Raw genomic sequence first — 15,608 nt, 5'->3', positions numbered from 1 at the left:
ATAGTGCCAGGGGAGCATGGGTGGTTCATGCACTCGACTTGTAATCGAGACTCCCGGGGTTCAAATCCCTGCTCTGGCTTTCGAGCGAGCACTTTCGCGAGCGAGAACTCAAAACAGGATTTGAATCAGGGAAGCGCTTGCTCTGACCGTGGTTCAAATCCCTGCTCTGGCTTCCTATCGTTGGTTCAAAGCCAGTAGTGATTTGATACGTGGATTCGTCCCCACAATATCAGCGATGATGCCGTTCAGGTGCTATTCCATCGGCTCTGTTCTTTCATTGGGGCGACAATTCAGATCTGCATCCGTGAAACCCATGAAATTACCCTGACCCGTACTACCGAGTCAACTATCATTCCGAACTCAGTCCGTGAAAGATAGGGAAATAGTTAATAGGCATTACCAATAATAACTACTTGCCCATCCAGGTTTCCCCCAATCTGGAGGCGACACTACTCCCCCTACACTCTTTCCCCACTTTCCGATCGCCGTGAACGATTTTTCTCGGGTGAAACGACAATGAAGACGGAGACATCACTGTAAGTTCACCTTAGTTTCCCGCAATCATTCGAAGCCGAAAGGAGAGATAGACCAATATAAGGACGAACGCGCCGGCGTACAACCATGCGTCGGTCGAAAGGGCATATACGAGTGCTCCAATGTTGAGAACAATACCAAACAGGTAAATCGGCTTGAGGCGGGTCGTATCCATTATATCGGCACTTGCATCCTATACGCTAGTTTCTATCGTTCCGGACCGGGTTGCATCGTCCCAAGAGATATAAATAATCTTTAGTCAAGGGGACGGAATATCTCTGTCCTAGATTCGACGATAGCCTCAAAATAGGCCATATTGAACAAGTTTGTTCACTGATGTTCATATCTCTGCAATTTAACCAGATATAGGTCACAGGATTTATACCTGATCGTGTTAAGTGTGCGCTCAATGCTACTCTCAGTGGACCGGTCTGACGGAAATTCTCAGCAATCGCTTAGTTTCGAAGTCATCAATGCCATCGCAGAGAAAGAAGGGGTCGATACGACAGCGATCGAACCGCCCGAGTACGAGCCGCTTTATGAAGTTCTCAATCCAGAAGCGCTGGATGCCCTGTTTGCTCCCCGAGAGGACGGGGCGCCTCGAGCGAACGGCCGAGTCGAGTTTGCGTACTGTGGATATCAGGTTACCGTGACGAGTAACGGAAAAGTTGTCGTGAGCGAATAACCCCATCAGAAACACCCTAGCGGCCGTCAGACTCGAGCTGATTCCGTAACTTCGGAGGGATCGACCGGGCCGTTCCGCTCTCGCGATCGACGAAGACCTGCACGGATCGAGCCGTCGCGGCCCGTTCGCCGTCGGCCCGGACCTCATAAACCATCGGAATACTCGAATCGCCGAGACCGGTAACTTCCAGTCCGACCGACACATCTTGTTCCGCTTCGATCGGCGTTTCGTACTCGATCTCGAGCGATGCCAGAACCGTATCTAGGTCGACGAGTGAGTGGCCGACGACATCGCTGAAGTACGCTTCACGAGCTTCTTCGAGGTACGTCGCGTAAATAGCATTGTTAACGTGGCCCATAAAGTCGACGTCTCGAAGACGGATGTCGATAGCCACTTCGTAGGCGTACTCGCTCATTTCAGTTACTTGTACGTTCTACGGCAAGCTATAGCCACCGATTTGTCGCCGATATCAACAGTTGGCTTCGAAAACAGTTTCATGTAACCGCGTGGAGACCGTCTCCATTAACGGCTCGAGATTCGCCGTGTCGTCGCGGTTGTACTCGATCAACGTCTCGAGCGCTTCGTCGTCGCCGCGTTCGTATTGGTGCCAGAGACGCACGGCGTCCCGCCCGGAGAGGTCCGGTTTGTCCCGGTCGATTCCGAGGTCCTTCTCGACTTGCTTGAGTCCGCCGTCGAGCCCGATTTTCTTACACGGGTACATGAGGTCGACGTGTGGCATCGAGACGTTCACGTCGTAACACGTCTCGAGGAACGGAACATCGAATCGTTTTCCGTTAAAGGTGACGAGCAACGACGCGTCGTCGAACTCCGCTTGCAAGCGGGAAGCGGTGAGGTCGTCGCCGTTTACGAACGTCTTCGTTTCACCACCGCGATGGACGCTGACGGTCGTCACGTCGTTGCGTGCGGAATCCAACCCCGTCGTTTCGATGTCCAAAAAACACGCTTCGCTCTTGACGTTCTCGTACAGCCGCCAGTGACTCGAGTCCGGAAACGCATCGGCGAAAAACGCCATATCTCCGCTCGACAGATGGGACTGGCCTTCGTCGATAAACGTCTCGATCCGCCGGGCGATGGTCTCTCCGACGACCTCACCCTCGAACTCGTCCCAGTGGGTCACGCCGTTCGCCCAGAGCCGGCGTTCGGTCGCCTCGCCGACCCCCCGGACCGGAATGAAACTGTTCTCGATTTGCACACCTGTGGAGGTGTTTTGCGGGGACAAAAGCGCTTGGATCGGCGCTTCTCGAGGCCGTGGCGGTGAGTCGCATGCTCGTCTCAGTTTCGTGAAAATCGATCTTCGACGCTTTCCTGTCCTCGGATCGATTCAATCGGCTCTCTTTTCACCCAGGAGATACTATTGGGGGGTATGACCGACCGTGACGACGACCTCGCGGAAGCAGTCCGCGAACTCTCCGCAACGATCGACGAACTGCGCGAGGAACTCGCGCCGCGTCGTCGTCGGCCGTCGTTTCGTCCGCCGACGCCGGGCGAGATGCTTCGCGTCGCAGACGAGTTTGCGATTCCGGCGGCGCTTGCGGTGCTGAAGGCTAACGTTCGGGCGCTCGAGGCGTTTCAACGCGGTATCAAGCTCGTCCAGACGGAACAGGAAACACGAGACCGAACCAAAACGGCCGCGAAGTCGACCGAAAAACGTGCGAAGAAACTCCGAAGGACGACCGTCTCACAGCTCGATACTGTCCTCGAGGAGCTACAGCGCGGCGTTTCCGAGGGATCGGTGCCGGCCGACGAACGCGTAACCGACCTGCTGAGTGAAGCTCGAGAACTCCGTGACGACGTGGACCGACGCCTCCGTGACGCCGTCGAGGAGACCGGCTCGACCGACGCACAACCGATCGAGATCGACGGGAACGACTCGGATTCGAGCGAGCCCAACGAGACCGGTTCCGTCCTGAACGACGACGACGATTCGAACGTCGACGTCGACGCCGAACTCGAGACGCTCAAAGATCAGTTCAACGATGACGACCCGTCGACGGACCACCGAGGGGATCGAATCGCTGACGAGTCCGACGGACTCGGAGAGGAAGACGGGGACCAGCCTCCCGGGAGTGACGACAGCGACGAATCGCCCAACAATGGCGACGGCGACGACGCGGACGACTAATGGTTCGGACGGCGATCGATTTTGCTGATTGACGCGCAGACTTTGCTGATTGACGCGCAGAAAACGATTTTGAGGACGATTATCGACGAGGAGAATCGCTCGACAGTTCAAACCGGTTCGAACCGGTAGCCGTCCCACTCCTGACTGTCGGGCTCTCTGATCCCCTTGCCCGGTGTCCGAAGTTCGTCAACGTAGACCGGCTCGACTTCGTCACCCGTTTCGATGTCGTCGCTCGTCGCCTGACCGATCGCGCGGACCGGCTCGCCGTCGACATCGAACTCGACGATCGCGAGCGTGTTGGGCTCGCGGACGCCGGGGGGCGTCGCGGTACTCGTCGTCCACGTAATCACCTCGGCGGTGTACTCGCTCAAATCGACCGTATCGACCGGTTCGCTCCCGTCGGGGCCGATCGGGTGGCCGGGGTAGCTGATCGATCCGTCTTCGTAGCGATAGGCTTCCATGGTCATGCTCCTGCCTCCATAATCGTCGTGATGACACAGTTTCCGAACCCGCCGACGTTACAGCAGAGGCCGACGTCGGCCTCGACCTGTCGCGGCCCTGCTTCGCCGAGCAGTTGTTCGTAAATTTCGACGCCCTGTGCGACGCCGCTGGCACCGAGGGGGTGTCCCTTCGACTTCAGCCCGCCGGAGGTATTGATCGGCAACTCGCCGTCGCGGTCCGTATAGCCCTCCTCGACGAGTTTCCAGGCCTCGCCCTGCTCTGCGAACCCGAGCCCCTCCATCTGGAGGAATTCGAGGATCGTAAACATGTCGTGGAGCTCAGCAACGTCGATGTCCTCGGGCTCGTAGCCGGCCATATCGAAGGCACCCTCGCCGCTCTCGACGACGCCGCCCATAATCGTCGGATCGGGGCGTTCGTGCACGACGTGGGTGTCCGTCGCGCCGTCGATTCCCGACACCACAACGTAGTCGTCGGTGTACTCCGCCGCGACCGACTCCGGACAGAACATGAGCGCCGCGCTGCCGTCGGTGATCGGACAGAAGTCGTAGAGCCGAAGCGGGTCGGCGACGACGGGCGACTCGAGGATCGTCTCGAGGTCGACTTCCTTTTGGAACTGCGCGTGGGGATTATCGACGCCGTTTTTGTGATTCTTGGCCGCCACTTTGCCGAGACTCTCTCGCGGCGCATCGAAGCGCTCGAGGTAGTGTCTGGCGGTCAGCCCGGCGAACGACGGCAGCGTGATGCCGTGTTTGTACTCGCAGGGATGGGTCAGTGACGCGATGACGTCCGTCGCTTCTGCGGTCGTTCGGTGGGTCATCTTCTCGCCGCCGACGAGCAACGTCATGTCGCTCGCGCCGCTTGCGACCGATCGCCACGCGGCGTACATGCCGGCACCGCCGCTCGAACTCGTCTGATCGACTCGCTCGGTGTAAGCCGGAATCGCCCCCAGATCGTGGGCTAACGCGTTTACGACTCCCGTCTGTCCTTCGAACTCCCCGCTTGCCATGTTCGAGACGTACAGGTGGTCGACGTCCGTCGGATCGACGGCCGCATCCTCAAGGCACTCGCCGCCGGCTTCTGCGAGCAACTCGCGGATCCAGGCGTCCCGCTGGCCGAACTGGGTCATCGAAGATCCGATGATTGCAACTCGTTCCATACCCTGACAATCACGGGATATCGGTTTATATGATTGGGTCCGAGTCGATCGCCTCTAGAAAACGGCGGCGGTCGAAACGTCAGATCAGGCAGACGCCGTCTCGAGGTCGCTCGCGCGCGAACGCGCCTGCGAGATAACAGTAGGACGCGCTTCGAACGAGAGGAGGACGTCCTCGTCGCCGTAGGTAACGTCCTCGACGTGGGCGTTGTCGTGGATCCACGAGACGAGACTCATCGTGTCGTCGGTCATCGGAAGGACGAGCCGCTCTTGTTCCCAATCCGGGAGTTCCTGATCGATCCGATCGAGTAACTCGCCGATGTTCGCCCCTTCGCGCGCGCTGACGGTGACGGGGTTCGGAGCCAGCGCTGAGATGGCGGCGGCTTTCTCCTCGAGCTCCTCATCGCTTACGGCGTCGATCTTGTTCAGGACGGTAACGATCGGGGCTTCGTTGCGTTCATAGAGCGTGTCGTGGCAGGTGACGAGCTTCTCGTGAATCTCGTCGATCGGTTCGCTGACGTCGACGACGAGCAAGACGAGGTCCGCGCGGTAGACGGAGTCGAGTGTGGATTTGAACGACTCGACGAGCCAGTGTGGAAGGTCGCTGATGAAACCGACCGTATCGGTCACGAGCACGTCTCGAGGCTCGATGTCGGCCCGTCGCGTCGTCGTTCCGAGCGTGGTAAAGAGCCGATCCTGCGATTCGGCCGTCGAATCGAGATCCGGGTGAAGTTCTTCGTTTTCGTCGACGTCCAGATCGTCGGCGAGACGGCGGAGAAGCGTCGATTTCCCCGCGTTCGTATAGCCCGCGAGCGCGACGAGATCGAAGCCGGAAGCGCGACGGCGCTCGCGACGGTGCTGTTCGTTCTGCTCGATCTGCTCGAGGTCGTCCCTGATCCGGCTGATCTGGGACTTGATATCATGTTCTCGGCTTTCGTCGTACTCGCCGAGACCCATGAAACCGGGGTGTTCGTCCCGTTTTGCCAGACTCGTCTTCGCTTCCGCTCGAGGGAGTTCGTAGCGAAGCTCAGCGAGTTCTACTTGCAGCTGCGCTTTCCGGGTCTGGGCTCGCTGGCCAAAGATTTCGAGGATCAGCGTGAACCGGTCCATGATCTCGACCCCCTCGGGAAGGAGCTGCCCGAGGTTGTACATCTGATACGGTCCGAGACGGTTATCGAAAATGACGGTCGTCGCCTCGGACATCGCGGCCTTTTCTGCGAGTTCGTTCGCCTTCCCCTCGCCGAGTTGCAACGCGGCGTCGGCCGTTCGGGACTGCGTTATCTCGCCGACGATATCGTATCCTGCCGCCCGTGCGAGCTCGCGAATCTCGCTTGTGTCGGGCGTTCCGGAGTCGATTCGTTTTGCGATGAGTGCCTTCATACGATTAGCTGTGCATTGTCTGAGCAGTTGTCGATCGACGGATGCGTCGTACTACCGACCGAAACATCGATTTTGGCGGGCGATCGATTATCGCGACGCCCGTCCGGTGCTCTGACACGCTAGAGATGCCGGGCAGTCACCCCGATTGGTGCTGTGTAACTCATACTCTCACGTAGGGGTCCGACCACCTTGAATCCCGTGGCGTTTTCCGAACCTGGGTGGAGACCGTGGCGCTTACCCGCTTCGCTGTCGGCCCCCGACTGTTCGGTCCCGACAGACGTCTCTCACGGTTCGAAGCCCTCCTGCTCGTAATAGTCGTCTACCGACGGACCCATTCATTGATGATTACCCTAAATACTCGACAGATATGGTCTGAACGCACTCGCATTCGTTGAACAGAGAATGTCACGTACCACAACTGATTTTGTCACCGGTTCCCTTCGGTCGGCTATGGTGGAAATCGACCCGACATCGGTGGGATTCGAGTTTGCGGCGAGTGCAATTCTCGGTGGGCTGATCGGCTTTGCGGTGAAAAACGTCGCAAAAATCGTTGCAGTCATTATCGGCGTCCAACTCGTCGTCTTTCGATACCTCGAGTCGAACGGCATCGTGATCGTCGACTGGGATCGGCTCAGCGCCGGCTTGCTCGAGACTCAGGAACAGGCAAATCAGGGAGTACACTGGCTCACTTCGGTCGTCTCGACGCTCTCGGTCGGTGTCGGGTTTACCAGCGGGTTTTTGCTGGGCTACTATCGCGGGTAAGATTCCCGACACCGGTCTCGGTCGAACAACGGATCCGTTATCTCGTTTTGAGATCGTCTTTGTCCTTGACGACCTGCGTCTCTGCCTTGCCGCTCGTGTTCTCGTTGACGACGTCGTAGAAGTCGTTCTGGAGGCCTGCGGGGAAGGTGATGACGCCGATCCACGACCCGTCCGGCTGCCACTCTTCGCTCTCGAGGTCGCCGTACTGGCGGATCTTCGCCTGTGCACTGCCAGCGTGCTCCGGCGGGATCTGGACCGCGATCGAGACCTCTTCGAACCGGATCGGGATCACTGGTCGCAGGTCGTCTAACGCGTCGTCGACCTGTTCGCTCACCGGCTCCATCGGATCGACCGTAAACCCAGCCTCCTCGAGTGCGTTTTCGATCCGCTCCGGTGGGTGCGGTGCGTCGTCCATCTGCGGATTGATGGCGTTGCGCGCGATCGTCGTGATGAGCTGTTTCCGTTTTTGCTCTTGCATCTCGCGGCGCTGATCGGCCGTGATCTGAATCTCTCCCTCTTTGATGACTTCGGGAATGATCTCGAGTGGATCCGTCGTATCGAATACCTTCTCAAGGTCATCCTCGGCCGGTCGATCGCCACTCGAGGCGTCCTCGAACACGTCTTCGGCGGCGATGTAGTCCTCGAGATCCTCGTCGAACTCCCCGCGCTTGATCTCGAGTGCCGCGTCGGGATCGACTAACACTTCGAATCGCGCCCCGTGTGACTCGAGTCGCGCCGTCACCGCCTCGTCGAGTGATATCATACCGGAGCATACCCCCGGCCGGGTAAAAGAGCTTTTGCCGCCGGCCAACGCCCTCGGGTTCTCCGTGTCCGGTGGTTTCGGAGATAGTCACTTCGAATGCGTGTGCGGGGCGATCCGCCGTTGGTTCGTCGGCCGTTACCCGTTCGCACACTGTCGTCGGACTCCTAACTGCACAAACGGCTGTGGGACTCGAATCGGAACGTGCGAAACGCAAAAACGGGTCGCGTTACTCGTCGTCTTCGTCCGCGCCTTCCTCGCCGAGGAGGTCGTTCTCCTCGAGGTGCGATTCGATCTGGTCGAGACCGAACTGCTCGAAGGACTCGGATTCAGCGTCGATGGTCGCAAGCCCGACTTCCGAGGGCAGGAGGCCGCCGTCGTTGACCGATGCGAGCGCGTCGAGGGCCAAGGAAATGCCGCCGTCGAGATCCGCTTCGGCGTCGTAGTTCTCCTCTAAGTAGCTCTGGAGTTCGCCCCGGTCCGCGCCGACCGCGAGTGCCTTCCACTCGTAGGGCGTGCCGGATGGGTCCGTCTCGAAAAGGCGTGGTTCGCCGTTTTCGATACCGCCGACGATGAGCGCGACGCCGAACGGGCGCGCGCCGCCGACCTGCGTATACTGCTGGATGTGGTCGGTGACGTTCTTGGTCAGCGTTTCGACGCCGACCGGCTCGCCGTAGCGCAGGTGATTGACCTGTGCCTGACGACGGGCGAAATCGATCAGCTGTCGCGCGTCGGCAACGTGACCGGCGCTTGCGATTCCGATGTGATCGTCCGCCTTGTGGATCTTTTCGACGCTTGAGTCCTCGAGGAGCGGGGACGGGATCCGCTTGTCAACCGCGAGAACGACGCCGTTTTCCGTTCGAATGCCGATACTCGCCGTACCACGTTTGACCGCCTCGCGGGCGTACTCGACCTGGTAGAGTCGGCCGTCGGGCGAGAAGATCGTGATGCCTCGGTCGTACGCCTGCTGTTGGGCTTGTCCCTGCATAGTATCACACTAAATCGAGGTCTGTCGCGCCGACGAACGCGTCATCGAGTCGGATATCCGCGGATCCGTTTCGTCCGACCGCGACTCGCTCAGCGTTCTCAAACACGACGTTTCTCTCTGACGGGACTTGCCCGCGTTTACCTAAAAACTTTTCTTCAGCGGCACGGATCGTACCACTGATCCCTGCGACGCGAATACCGACGGGAGACCCATCAATACGGTCGATACACGCGAGCGCTGCTCTGGCAGATTCCGTTTCTCCGTGACGTACTTTGATGACCGTTTTGCCAGTTCCGTCCCCGAAGTCGAACCTGACGACGGACAAATCGGCGTCTGCGCTCCCCGGATCGCCGAGTAAATTCTGGCCCGCGTACCAGAGCTCGCGCTGAAACGCCCGTCGATCGATCGCTGCGTCGGGCCAGGACTCGAGTTCCGCCGCGAGGTAACGCCATCTCGGGCGGAGGTGCTTCGGAAGGTGTTTCATCGTACTGTCGTTATTCGGTTTTCGGCTTCTCGCTCGTCGAACGTTCAGCGACGAGCACGCCAACCTGATCGTGGACGCGTTCGACCGCCGTCAGCGAGAATCCGGCGTCGGTGAACGCGTCCGCGAGCGTGCCGACGGTCGCCGGATCGTCGACTTCGGGCGAGTAAAACGGCTCACTCGGATCCGGTTCGTCGAAGAACATCACGTCGCCGAGAACGAACGTTTGCGCCTCGAGTGCGGCGATCGTTTCGATGGCTTCCCGCTTTTCGGCGTCCGCGAGGTGGTGCATCGCGAAGTTCGACGTGACGATATCGACCGGGTCGTCGTACTCCGGTTCGCGGAAGGATCCCTCGTCGAACGCAACGTTTTCGAGGCCCCGTTCGTCGGCTTTCCGCCGCGCTTGCTCGAGCATTCCCTGGCTGATATCTCGACCGACGACGTGCTCGGCATCGGCCGCGAGCGCGAGTGCGATCGCACCGGTCCCGGTCGCGAGATCGAGAACCGTTTCGTCAGGGTCGGGATCGGCGTGTTCGATAACTATATCGGCACACGCTCGATACTCGGGGGATTTCGAGTCGTCGTACTCGCTGGCTTTCTCGTCGAACCGAGCCGCGTGTTCCTCAAGACTCTTCTTCATACCTTCCTCGTTTGACCCCAGGCTCAATGAACGAATCGGACTGAATCTCCCGGTTGCGCTCGGCGAGTTCTTTCCATTCCTCGAGACCGGTTTCGATCCACTCCGGCGAGATGCCAAGTTGGTCGCCGAGCGCACGGAGCTCTCGTGGGCCGCGAAACTCGAGGTGCGACCGGGGGTCGGCGCTCACGACGTAGGGTGCGCCGTAGTAGTCGACAATCTCGCGTAGTTTTCGGAGTGACTGAATGGTTCGGACACGACGGCCGCCGCTCTCTCGAAGCACGTCGCCAAGGTTGAACTCGAGACGGACGCCGTTCTTGAGGGCGGCTTTGACCAGGACGTGGTTGATATCGCCGCTCCCCGCCATCGGGTGAGCGAGAACGTCGACCTTCTCGTTTTCGACGGCGAAGCGATTCATCGCGTTGGTTCCGCCGTGAACCGCGAGTATCGTGGTCGACGATCGATAGTTTCCGACCGATCCGCTCGCCTGTTCGGGCGCGTCAGCGCGGACCTCGATCCCCTCGACGACGTCGACGCCGTACTCCGCCGTGATTTCGTCGGCGTCGAACTCGCTTCTCGAGTCGTCGTGATTTCGGACGACCACGCCATCGAAACCGTATTCGGCCGCCGTTTTGGCAAGTCGAGCGACGGTGCTTTCACCGTCGGGTCGGGCGTGGACGCCTTCGTACATACCGGAGTTTCTACGCGGCGATAACTTGGGGTTTACGTACTCAGGTTTGATCGGATGGGGATCGACGGAAAGAGCAATAGGCAAAGCGGGTCGAATCGAGGCCGACAGCGATCAGTTGAGAATCGACTGCGTAACGGTCGCAATCTGCCCGTTGTCCGCTTCACGGAGTCGGTCGTCGCCGATTTTTAGACGAAGTCGCGGGCGACCAACGTCGATCGGAACTTTTTCCGTATCGATGAGGCCCATATCCTCGAGTTTGGTCTTGGTTCGGGAGAAGGTCGCCTTGGAAGCGATGCCGACATCCTCGCCCCACTTGCTGATGTCGTACAGGAGCGCTTCGTTTTTCGCTGCGACGACCAGCGAGATGGTCACCTCATCGAGGCCGTCCCCGTCTCCGCGTGCCGTCTCGAGGGAGTTGAGGATCGCGGTGAAGTCCGCTTCGGCCTCGGGACTGATCTCCTCGGAAAGGGTCTCTCGAACGTCGCTGATTGGTGGTGTTCGAAGTTTGAACGGTTCCGCGTTCTCCCATCGGGTTTCGTAGGCGGCGAACGTGTCGTTGACGAAGTCGGCTTCGTCGGTAACGAGGCCCCCAACTCGGTCTCCCGCGTGAACGACGGCGATGACGCGATCCTCGGTAAGACAGAGCGAGTTTTCCGGTGTCTCCCCCAGCGTCCGGAGAGCGAGCGCGCCGTCGCTGATGAGATCGGCGGCGTTCGAAGCGACGATGAAGTCACCCATAACGTCCTTCAGCGTTTGCTCGTTGGCGAGCATCTGTACCGTCGGCAACGAGCCGTCGAAATCGGTCGCGACCGAGACGAATTCTTCGATCGCGTCCCGAGATGGGTTCACCATATAAACGTCGCCACTCGCGTCCTCTAGAACCGCTCTGAGGATATCGTCAATCTGATGATTGAGTAAATTCGAAGCCATCTGTGTACCGAAGTAAATGATGGCTATATACTTAATTTTGTTGGCCGCTCGCACAGGATAAGTTACACTCTCAACCAAACACTGGTAATTTTTATCGGTTAGTAATTCGTTGTAGTCGAAGTTTGGTTGAATGAGAGATAATTCTCGCTCGCCGTAGACGCTACACCTGCTGAATAGTAAAGTACCCGGGTCGGGTGACCCAGGGTACTCTGCCTTGCAAACTATAGATAATCGCTCGTCCGGCATACTCGAGAATCTCGCTCACCGATTGCGGAGTGGAGATAGTAATGGTAATTACTATATGCAATCAGGCAACAGTCGCAAGTGTATGGGCGCTATGCATCAGCACCTTTGGCGTGTCGGTTATGAAATACGAACCCGATTCGGCCGAGATTCTCGAACGATCCGACTCGGGTGTGCGTCTGCAAAACGGGTAAGCACTTACGGCGGTCCGTAGTCACCCGTCCGGTCCATCCGCCATTTTCGCGGACAGTTGCTGAGACCAGTATACGTCCCCGTCGAATATTACGGACGCGTTAGCACCTTCGAGAAACGACGGAAGTTCCTCCTCGGTCAACAATAGTTCCGAGGACGAACCGCACAAATAGGCGTGCTCGTTGCCTTCGGCGTGTGGAAAATAATACGAGCCATTCTCTCGCGTCGAATAGCATTCAATCGAGAGACGGTACTGTCCGTCATCGACCGGATCGACGGTCACGGTAGTGGGGTACTGTTGTTCCCCCTGCGAAAGAGAGTGCGTGCCATCGCCGACGACCGCGTAGTCTTTTCCCATCATGATCCGTCTCCGCGCGAGGTCCATCGCACGTTCGATGCTAAACCCGTGAACGAGTAACTTCGCAAACGTCGAGCCGACTTTGACGGCGTGATCGTTCAATACCTTCTGAACGGTCACTGCTCCGGCAACACTCCCCTTCTCGACGAGATCCAATCCCTCGTAAAACGAACCGCAGGCGTTGAGAAAAAACGTTTGCGTGTTACATTCGTCGAGACTACTCGTCGAGAGGGTTCCGTCGGGACAACACAGTCCGTCGGTTTCGCAGTGACCGATATAGTGAACGAAATCGTGTTCGTCCTCGAAGACGCGAGCGAGCGCTGCGGTCGTAAGCGACTCTTTGACGGTAAGTTCCGTCGAGAGAGATTCGGACCGCTCTCGGTAGATTTCTGCGACCGACTCGCGTTCGCTAGCCATCTCGGGATCGTTTAACACGACGACGATCGACGACGACTCGCTTCGCCGCTCGAGGTATCGAAGCCGATTGTTGTACGCTTCGGGCACCGACTTGAACACGTCGATCGGAACGCCGTCGGCGATCCAACCGTGGACGCGTCCGGTACGAAGTTCCGGTTTGATGATCTCGATAGAGGGGATTTGCCCGTTTCCGGATCGTGCAACCCCGACTCGATTTCGATAGAAGTCGTCGAGCGACCGTTCGACCAGTTCCTGCTCGGCGAGTTCGGAGAACTTCGGAGTGGAAATCAGGCTCATTCGATCCAGTAAGAACGGAAGCGTCTCGGCGTTAGCCGGGGTCGGGTCGACGTAGGTCGAGAGATGCCACTCGGGGAGCCGGTGTTCGACCGTTTCGTACGGGACGTCGAGATATCTCTCGAGGCGGTCCTGAATCGGCTGACCGTACAACCGTTCGCTATCGATTTCGAGTGCCTCAAGGAGGTTCAGTTCGGAAAGGGACGTTCCGAACGGACCGACGTTTCGGACGAGACAATCGAGAAAGAAAACCTTCCGAAGCAATCGCTCTATTTCGTCTTCGAGGGCCGGCATCGACGGAAGACAATGCTCCGTCTCGTGCTTCTCTATGTGGAGACTCGGCGTCTCACGATCGTCGAGAGTAACCTTTCCCTGGAGATAGTAGGCGAGAGGTGTGGCGACATACAGCGCTTCGTACGTCGGCGGGACCACGAGTTCGACACCCGACTCGGTAACGTCCCGGCGAACGCTTTCCGGAATTTCTAGCCGGGAGCCCGTTTCGATACGAGGTGGGTGGCCCCTGAGCGACGGATACGTCCGGTCGGGGCTCGCGGTCTTTTGTGAGGCGTGGAGATGGCTTATTGCGCGTGCGAGTCCCTCGGTCGTTTCGGGAATCGTTATCGTGTCCGTGGGGATTTCGTGGCGACTTCGGAATCCGAGAACGGTGCGCGCCCGTTCGGGAAACGAGACGACGACAGTTTCGATATCGTCGGTTCTGCGAATCGTCGCCGTGCCGGAAAAGCGCAGGTACGTTTTGATTCTCGCGTCGATATCGACGACGTATTCGCCGCGGGGGAGCGATAGGGGTTCGCCCCGCGGGTCGAGTTCGTACTGTCGATTGGTACCGATATCAGACGCGTAGACGACCGCGTGTGGAAATCGAAGTTCGTCGGTCGTTACAACAATCGTTTCGTCGACGGGTCGTTTGATGTCCGGACCTGAACCGGAAATCTCGAGGTTCGATCCCCTGACGACGATTTCGGCGTTATCTGCGTCGGTAATCCTGAGGTTTCCTCCAGTAATATCCCACCGTAACATCTATTCGGAAAATGCGACCCGGTGAAGTTAGTTGTATCGAGCTAACAGGTTCTCGTCATTTGTGAATTGGTGGCGTGGTACGGAACAGGGAGAAGCGACCTCACTTGCCGGGGAAAGGTACACTTATGGAGCGTCCAGTAAGGGAATTCATTATGGAACACGACCACGTCCGGGACGTCGATCCCGCCGTCGCCGACGCCCTCGAGAGCGAGGTTGATCGGCAGCGATCGACGCTTCAGATGATCGCGAGCGAAAACCACGCCAGCCGGGCGGTCCTTGACGCACAAGGAAGCGCGCTGACGAACAAGTACGCCGAAGGCTACCCCGGCGAGCGCTACTACGGCGGCTGTACGTACGCCGACGAGGTCGAGCAACTCGCGATCGACCGTGCGACCGAACTGTTCGGTGCCGAACACGTCAACGTCCAGCCCCACTCGGGAACGCAGGCCAATCAGGCCGTCTACTTCGCGATGCTCGAGGCAGGCGATAAGATCCTCTCGCTCGATCTGACCCACGGCGGCCACCTCAGCCACGGCCACCCCGCAAACTTCGTCGGCCAGCTCTACGAGGTCGAACAGTACGAGGTCGACGCCGAAACGGGCTACGTCGATTACGAAGGACTCGCGGAGCAGGCGGCGGAATTCGAACCGGACATCATCGTCTCTGGCTACTCCGCGTACCCGCGCGAAATCGAGTGGGGACGTATTCAAGACGCCGCAGATGACGTCGGCGCGCTCCACCTCGCAGACATCGCTCACATCACCGGCCTCGTTGCGGCAGGTGTTCACTCCTCTCCCGTCGGCATCGCCGATTTCGTTACCGGTTCGACGCACAAGACGATCCGTTCCGGTCGCGGCGGAATCGTCATGACCGGCGAGGGGTACGCGGACGATATCGACGCGGCGGTCTTCCCCGGCGGACAGGGCGGCCCGCTCATGCACAACATCGCAGGCAAAGCGGTCGGCTTCGAGGAAGCGCTCCAGCCGGAGTTCGAGGAGTACGCCGAGCAGACGGTCGCCAACGCCAAAGCGCTGGGTGAGGCGCTCTCCGAGCACGGCTTCTCGCTCGTCTCGGAAGGAACCGACAACCACCTCGTGCTCGTTGACCTGCGCGAGAGCCACCCCGATACTACCGGCGGCGACGCCGAAGACGCGCTCGAGGACGCGGGAATCGTCCTCAACGGCAACACCGTCCCCGGCGAAACGCGCTCGGCATTCGACCCGAGCGGTATCCGCGCAGGGACGCCAGCCCTGACGACGCGCGGCTTCGACGAGAGCGACATGCAAACGGTCGCCGACTGCATCGCCCGAGTCATCGACGCACCCGAAGACGACGACGTCAAGAGCGAGGTTCGAGCGGAAGTCGACGCGCTCTGTGACGCGAACCCGCTGTACGAATAGCCCAACTCGGTCGATCGAACCGCGACGGCCACCTCGGTCCAACGCGCCACAGAGTATTCT

General features: G+C 59.0%; 16 protein-coding genes and 1 tRNA gene. 5 read left to right on the top strand and 12 right to left on the bottom strand.

The window, feature by feature from the left end; genetic code table 11:
- Positions 1-5: 5 nt before the first annotated feature.
- Positions 6-79 (top strand) — tRNA-Thr (locus QNM96_RS15700).
- 864 nt (positions 80-943) lie between these two features.
- Positions 944-1,219 (top strand): HalOD1 output domain-containing protein, encoded by a 276-nt coding sequence (locus QNM96_RS15695; protein ID WP_283837538.1) that lies wholly within the window; start codon positions 944-946, stop codon positions 1,217-1,219.
- 16 nt (positions 1,220-1,235) lie between these two features.
- Here QNM96_RS15695 and QNM96_RS15690 read toward each other — a convergent pair whose 3' ends face one another.
- Together QNM96_RS15690 and QNM96_RS15685 are read right to left on the bottom strand one after the other, a co-directional pair.
- Positions 1,236-1,634 (bottom strand): thioesterase family protein, encoded by a 399-nt coding sequence (locus QNM96_RS15690; protein ID WP_283837537.1) that lies wholly within the window; start codon positions 1,632-1,634, stop codon positions 1,236-1,238.
- A gap of 54 nt (positions 1,635-1,688) precedes the next feature.
- Positions 1,689-2,432 (bottom strand): ribonuclease H-like domain-containing protein, encoded by a 744-nt coding sequence (locus QNM96_RS15685; RefSeq protein ID WP_283837536.1) that lies wholly within the window; start codon positions 2,430-2,432, stop codon positions 1,689-1,691.
- A gap of 171 nt (positions 2,433-2,603) precedes the next feature.
- On the opposite strand from QNM96_RS15685, the gene QNM96_RS15680 reads away from it, so the two are divergent.
- Positions 2,604-3,362 carry a hypothetical protein gene (locus QNM96_RS15680; protein WP_283837534.1) on the top strand — a complete coding sequence of 253 codons (759 nt, stop codon included), beginning with the start codon at positions 2,604-2,606 and terminating at the stop codon, positions 3,360-3,362.
- A 107-nt stretch (positions 3,363-3,469) separates the two neighbouring features.
- On the opposite strand, the gene QNM96_RS15675 is transcribed toward QNM96_RS15680, so the two are convergent.
- The 3 genes from QNM96_RS15675 to hflX form a co-directional block, all read right to left on the bottom strand.
- On the bottom strand, positions 3,470-3,829 hold the full coding sequence (locus QNM96_RS15675) for a nucleic acid-binding protein (protein ID WP_283837533.1): 360 nt from the start codon (positions 3,827-3,829) through the stop codon (positions 3,470-3,472).
- Positions 3,826-4,980 carry a thiolase family protein gene (locus QNM96_RS15670; RefSeq protein WP_283837532.1) on the bottom strand — a complete coding sequence of 385 codons (1,155 nt, stop codon included), beginning with the start codon at positions 4,978-4,980 and terminating at the stop codon, positions 3,826-3,828. Before QNM96_RS15670 ends, QNM96_RS15675 begins: the two co-directional genes overlap by 4 nt.
- Before the next feature lie 84 nt (positions 4,981-5,064).
- The gene (gene hflX / locus QNM96_RS15665) at positions 5,065-6,357 is read right to left on the bottom strand and encodes a GTPase HflX (protein ID WP_283837531.1); all 1,293 of its coding nucleotides are present in this window, start codon (positions 6,355-6,357) and stop codon (positions 5,065-5,067) included.
- 450 nt (positions 6,358-6,807) lie between these two features.
- On the opposite strand from hflX, the gene QNM96_RS15660 reads away from it, so the two are divergent.
- The gene (locus QNM96_RS15660; RefSeq protein WP_283837529.1) at positions 6,808-7,119 is read left to right on the top strand and encodes an FUN14 domain-containing protein; all 312 of its coding nucleotides are present in this window, start codon (positions 6,808-6,810) and stop codon (positions 7,117-7,119) included.
- A gap of 37 nt (positions 7,120-7,156) precedes the next feature.
- On the opposite strand, the gene QNM96_RS15655 is transcribed toward QNM96_RS15660, so the two are convergent.
- From QNM96_RS15655 to QNM96_RS15625, 7 genes are all read right to left on the bottom strand, one after another.
- Positions 7,157-7,882, bottom strand: coding sequence for a ribosome assembly factor SBDS (locus QNM96_RS15655; RefSeq protein WP_283837528.1), 726 nt, complete (start codon positions 7,880-7,882; stop codon positions 7,157-7,159).
- 226 nt (positions 7,883-8,108) lie between these two features.
- Entirely contained in the window at positions 8,109-8,867 is a 759-nt protein-coding gene (gene psmA / locus QNM96_RS15650; RefSeq protein WP_283837527.1) for an archaeal proteasome endopeptidase complex subunit alpha, read from the bottom strand.
- 4 nt (positions 8,868-8,871) lie between these two features.
- Complete coding sequence (locus QNM96_RS15645; protein WP_283837525.1) at positions 8,872-9,351, bottom strand: Rpp14/Pop5 family protein; 480 nt, start codon at positions 9,349-9,351, stop codon at positions 8,872-8,874.
- Between the two features lie 10 nt (positions 9,352-9,361).
- Positions 9,362-9,988, bottom strand: a complete 627-nt coding sequence (locus QNM96_RS15640; RefSeq protein WP_283837524.1) for a class I SAM-dependent methyltransferase — start codon at positions 9,986-9,988, stop codon at positions 9,362-9,364.
- A complete protein-coding gene (locus QNM96_RS15635; protein WP_283837523.1) occupies positions 9,972-10,676 on the bottom strand; it encodes an RNase P subunit p30 family protein in 705 nt (234 codons plus the stop codon). The genes QNM96_RS15640 and QNM96_RS15635 overlap by 17 nt, the downstream gene beginning before the upstream one ends.
- Before the next feature lie 111 nt (positions 10,677-10,787).
- On the bottom strand, positions 10,788-11,606 hold the full coding sequence (locus tag QNM96_RS15630; protein WP_283837522.1) for a DUF5821 family protein: 819 nt from the start codon (positions 11,604-11,606) through the stop codon (positions 10,788-10,790).
- A gap of 457 nt (positions 11,607-12,063) precedes the next feature.
- Positions 12,064-14,148 carry a hypothetical protein gene (locus tag QNM96_RS15625; protein WP_283837521.1) on the bottom strand — a complete coding sequence of 695 codons (2,085 nt, stop codon included), beginning with the start codon at positions 14,146-14,148 and terminating at the stop codon, positions 12,064-12,066.
- A gap of 152 nt (positions 14,149-14,300) precedes the next feature.
- On the opposite strand from QNM96_RS15625, the gene glyA reads away from it, so the two are divergent.
- Positions 14,301-15,548, top strand: a complete 1,248-nt coding sequence (gene glyA / locus QNM96_RS15620; protein WP_283837519.1) for a serine hydroxymethyltransferase — start codon at positions 14,301-14,303, stop codon at positions 15,546-15,548.
- Positions 15,549-15,608 lie beyond the last annotated feature (60 nt).

Origin of the sequence: Halostagnicola sp. A-GB9-2 (assembly GCF_030068615.1) — an archaeon.
Taxonomy (GTDB): domain Archaea; phylum Halobacteriota; class Halobacteria; order Halobacteriales; family Natrialbaceae; genus Halostagnicola.
Note: the sequence above shows the minus strand (reverse complement) of the source record. Positions and strands in the feature narration are given on the sequence as shown.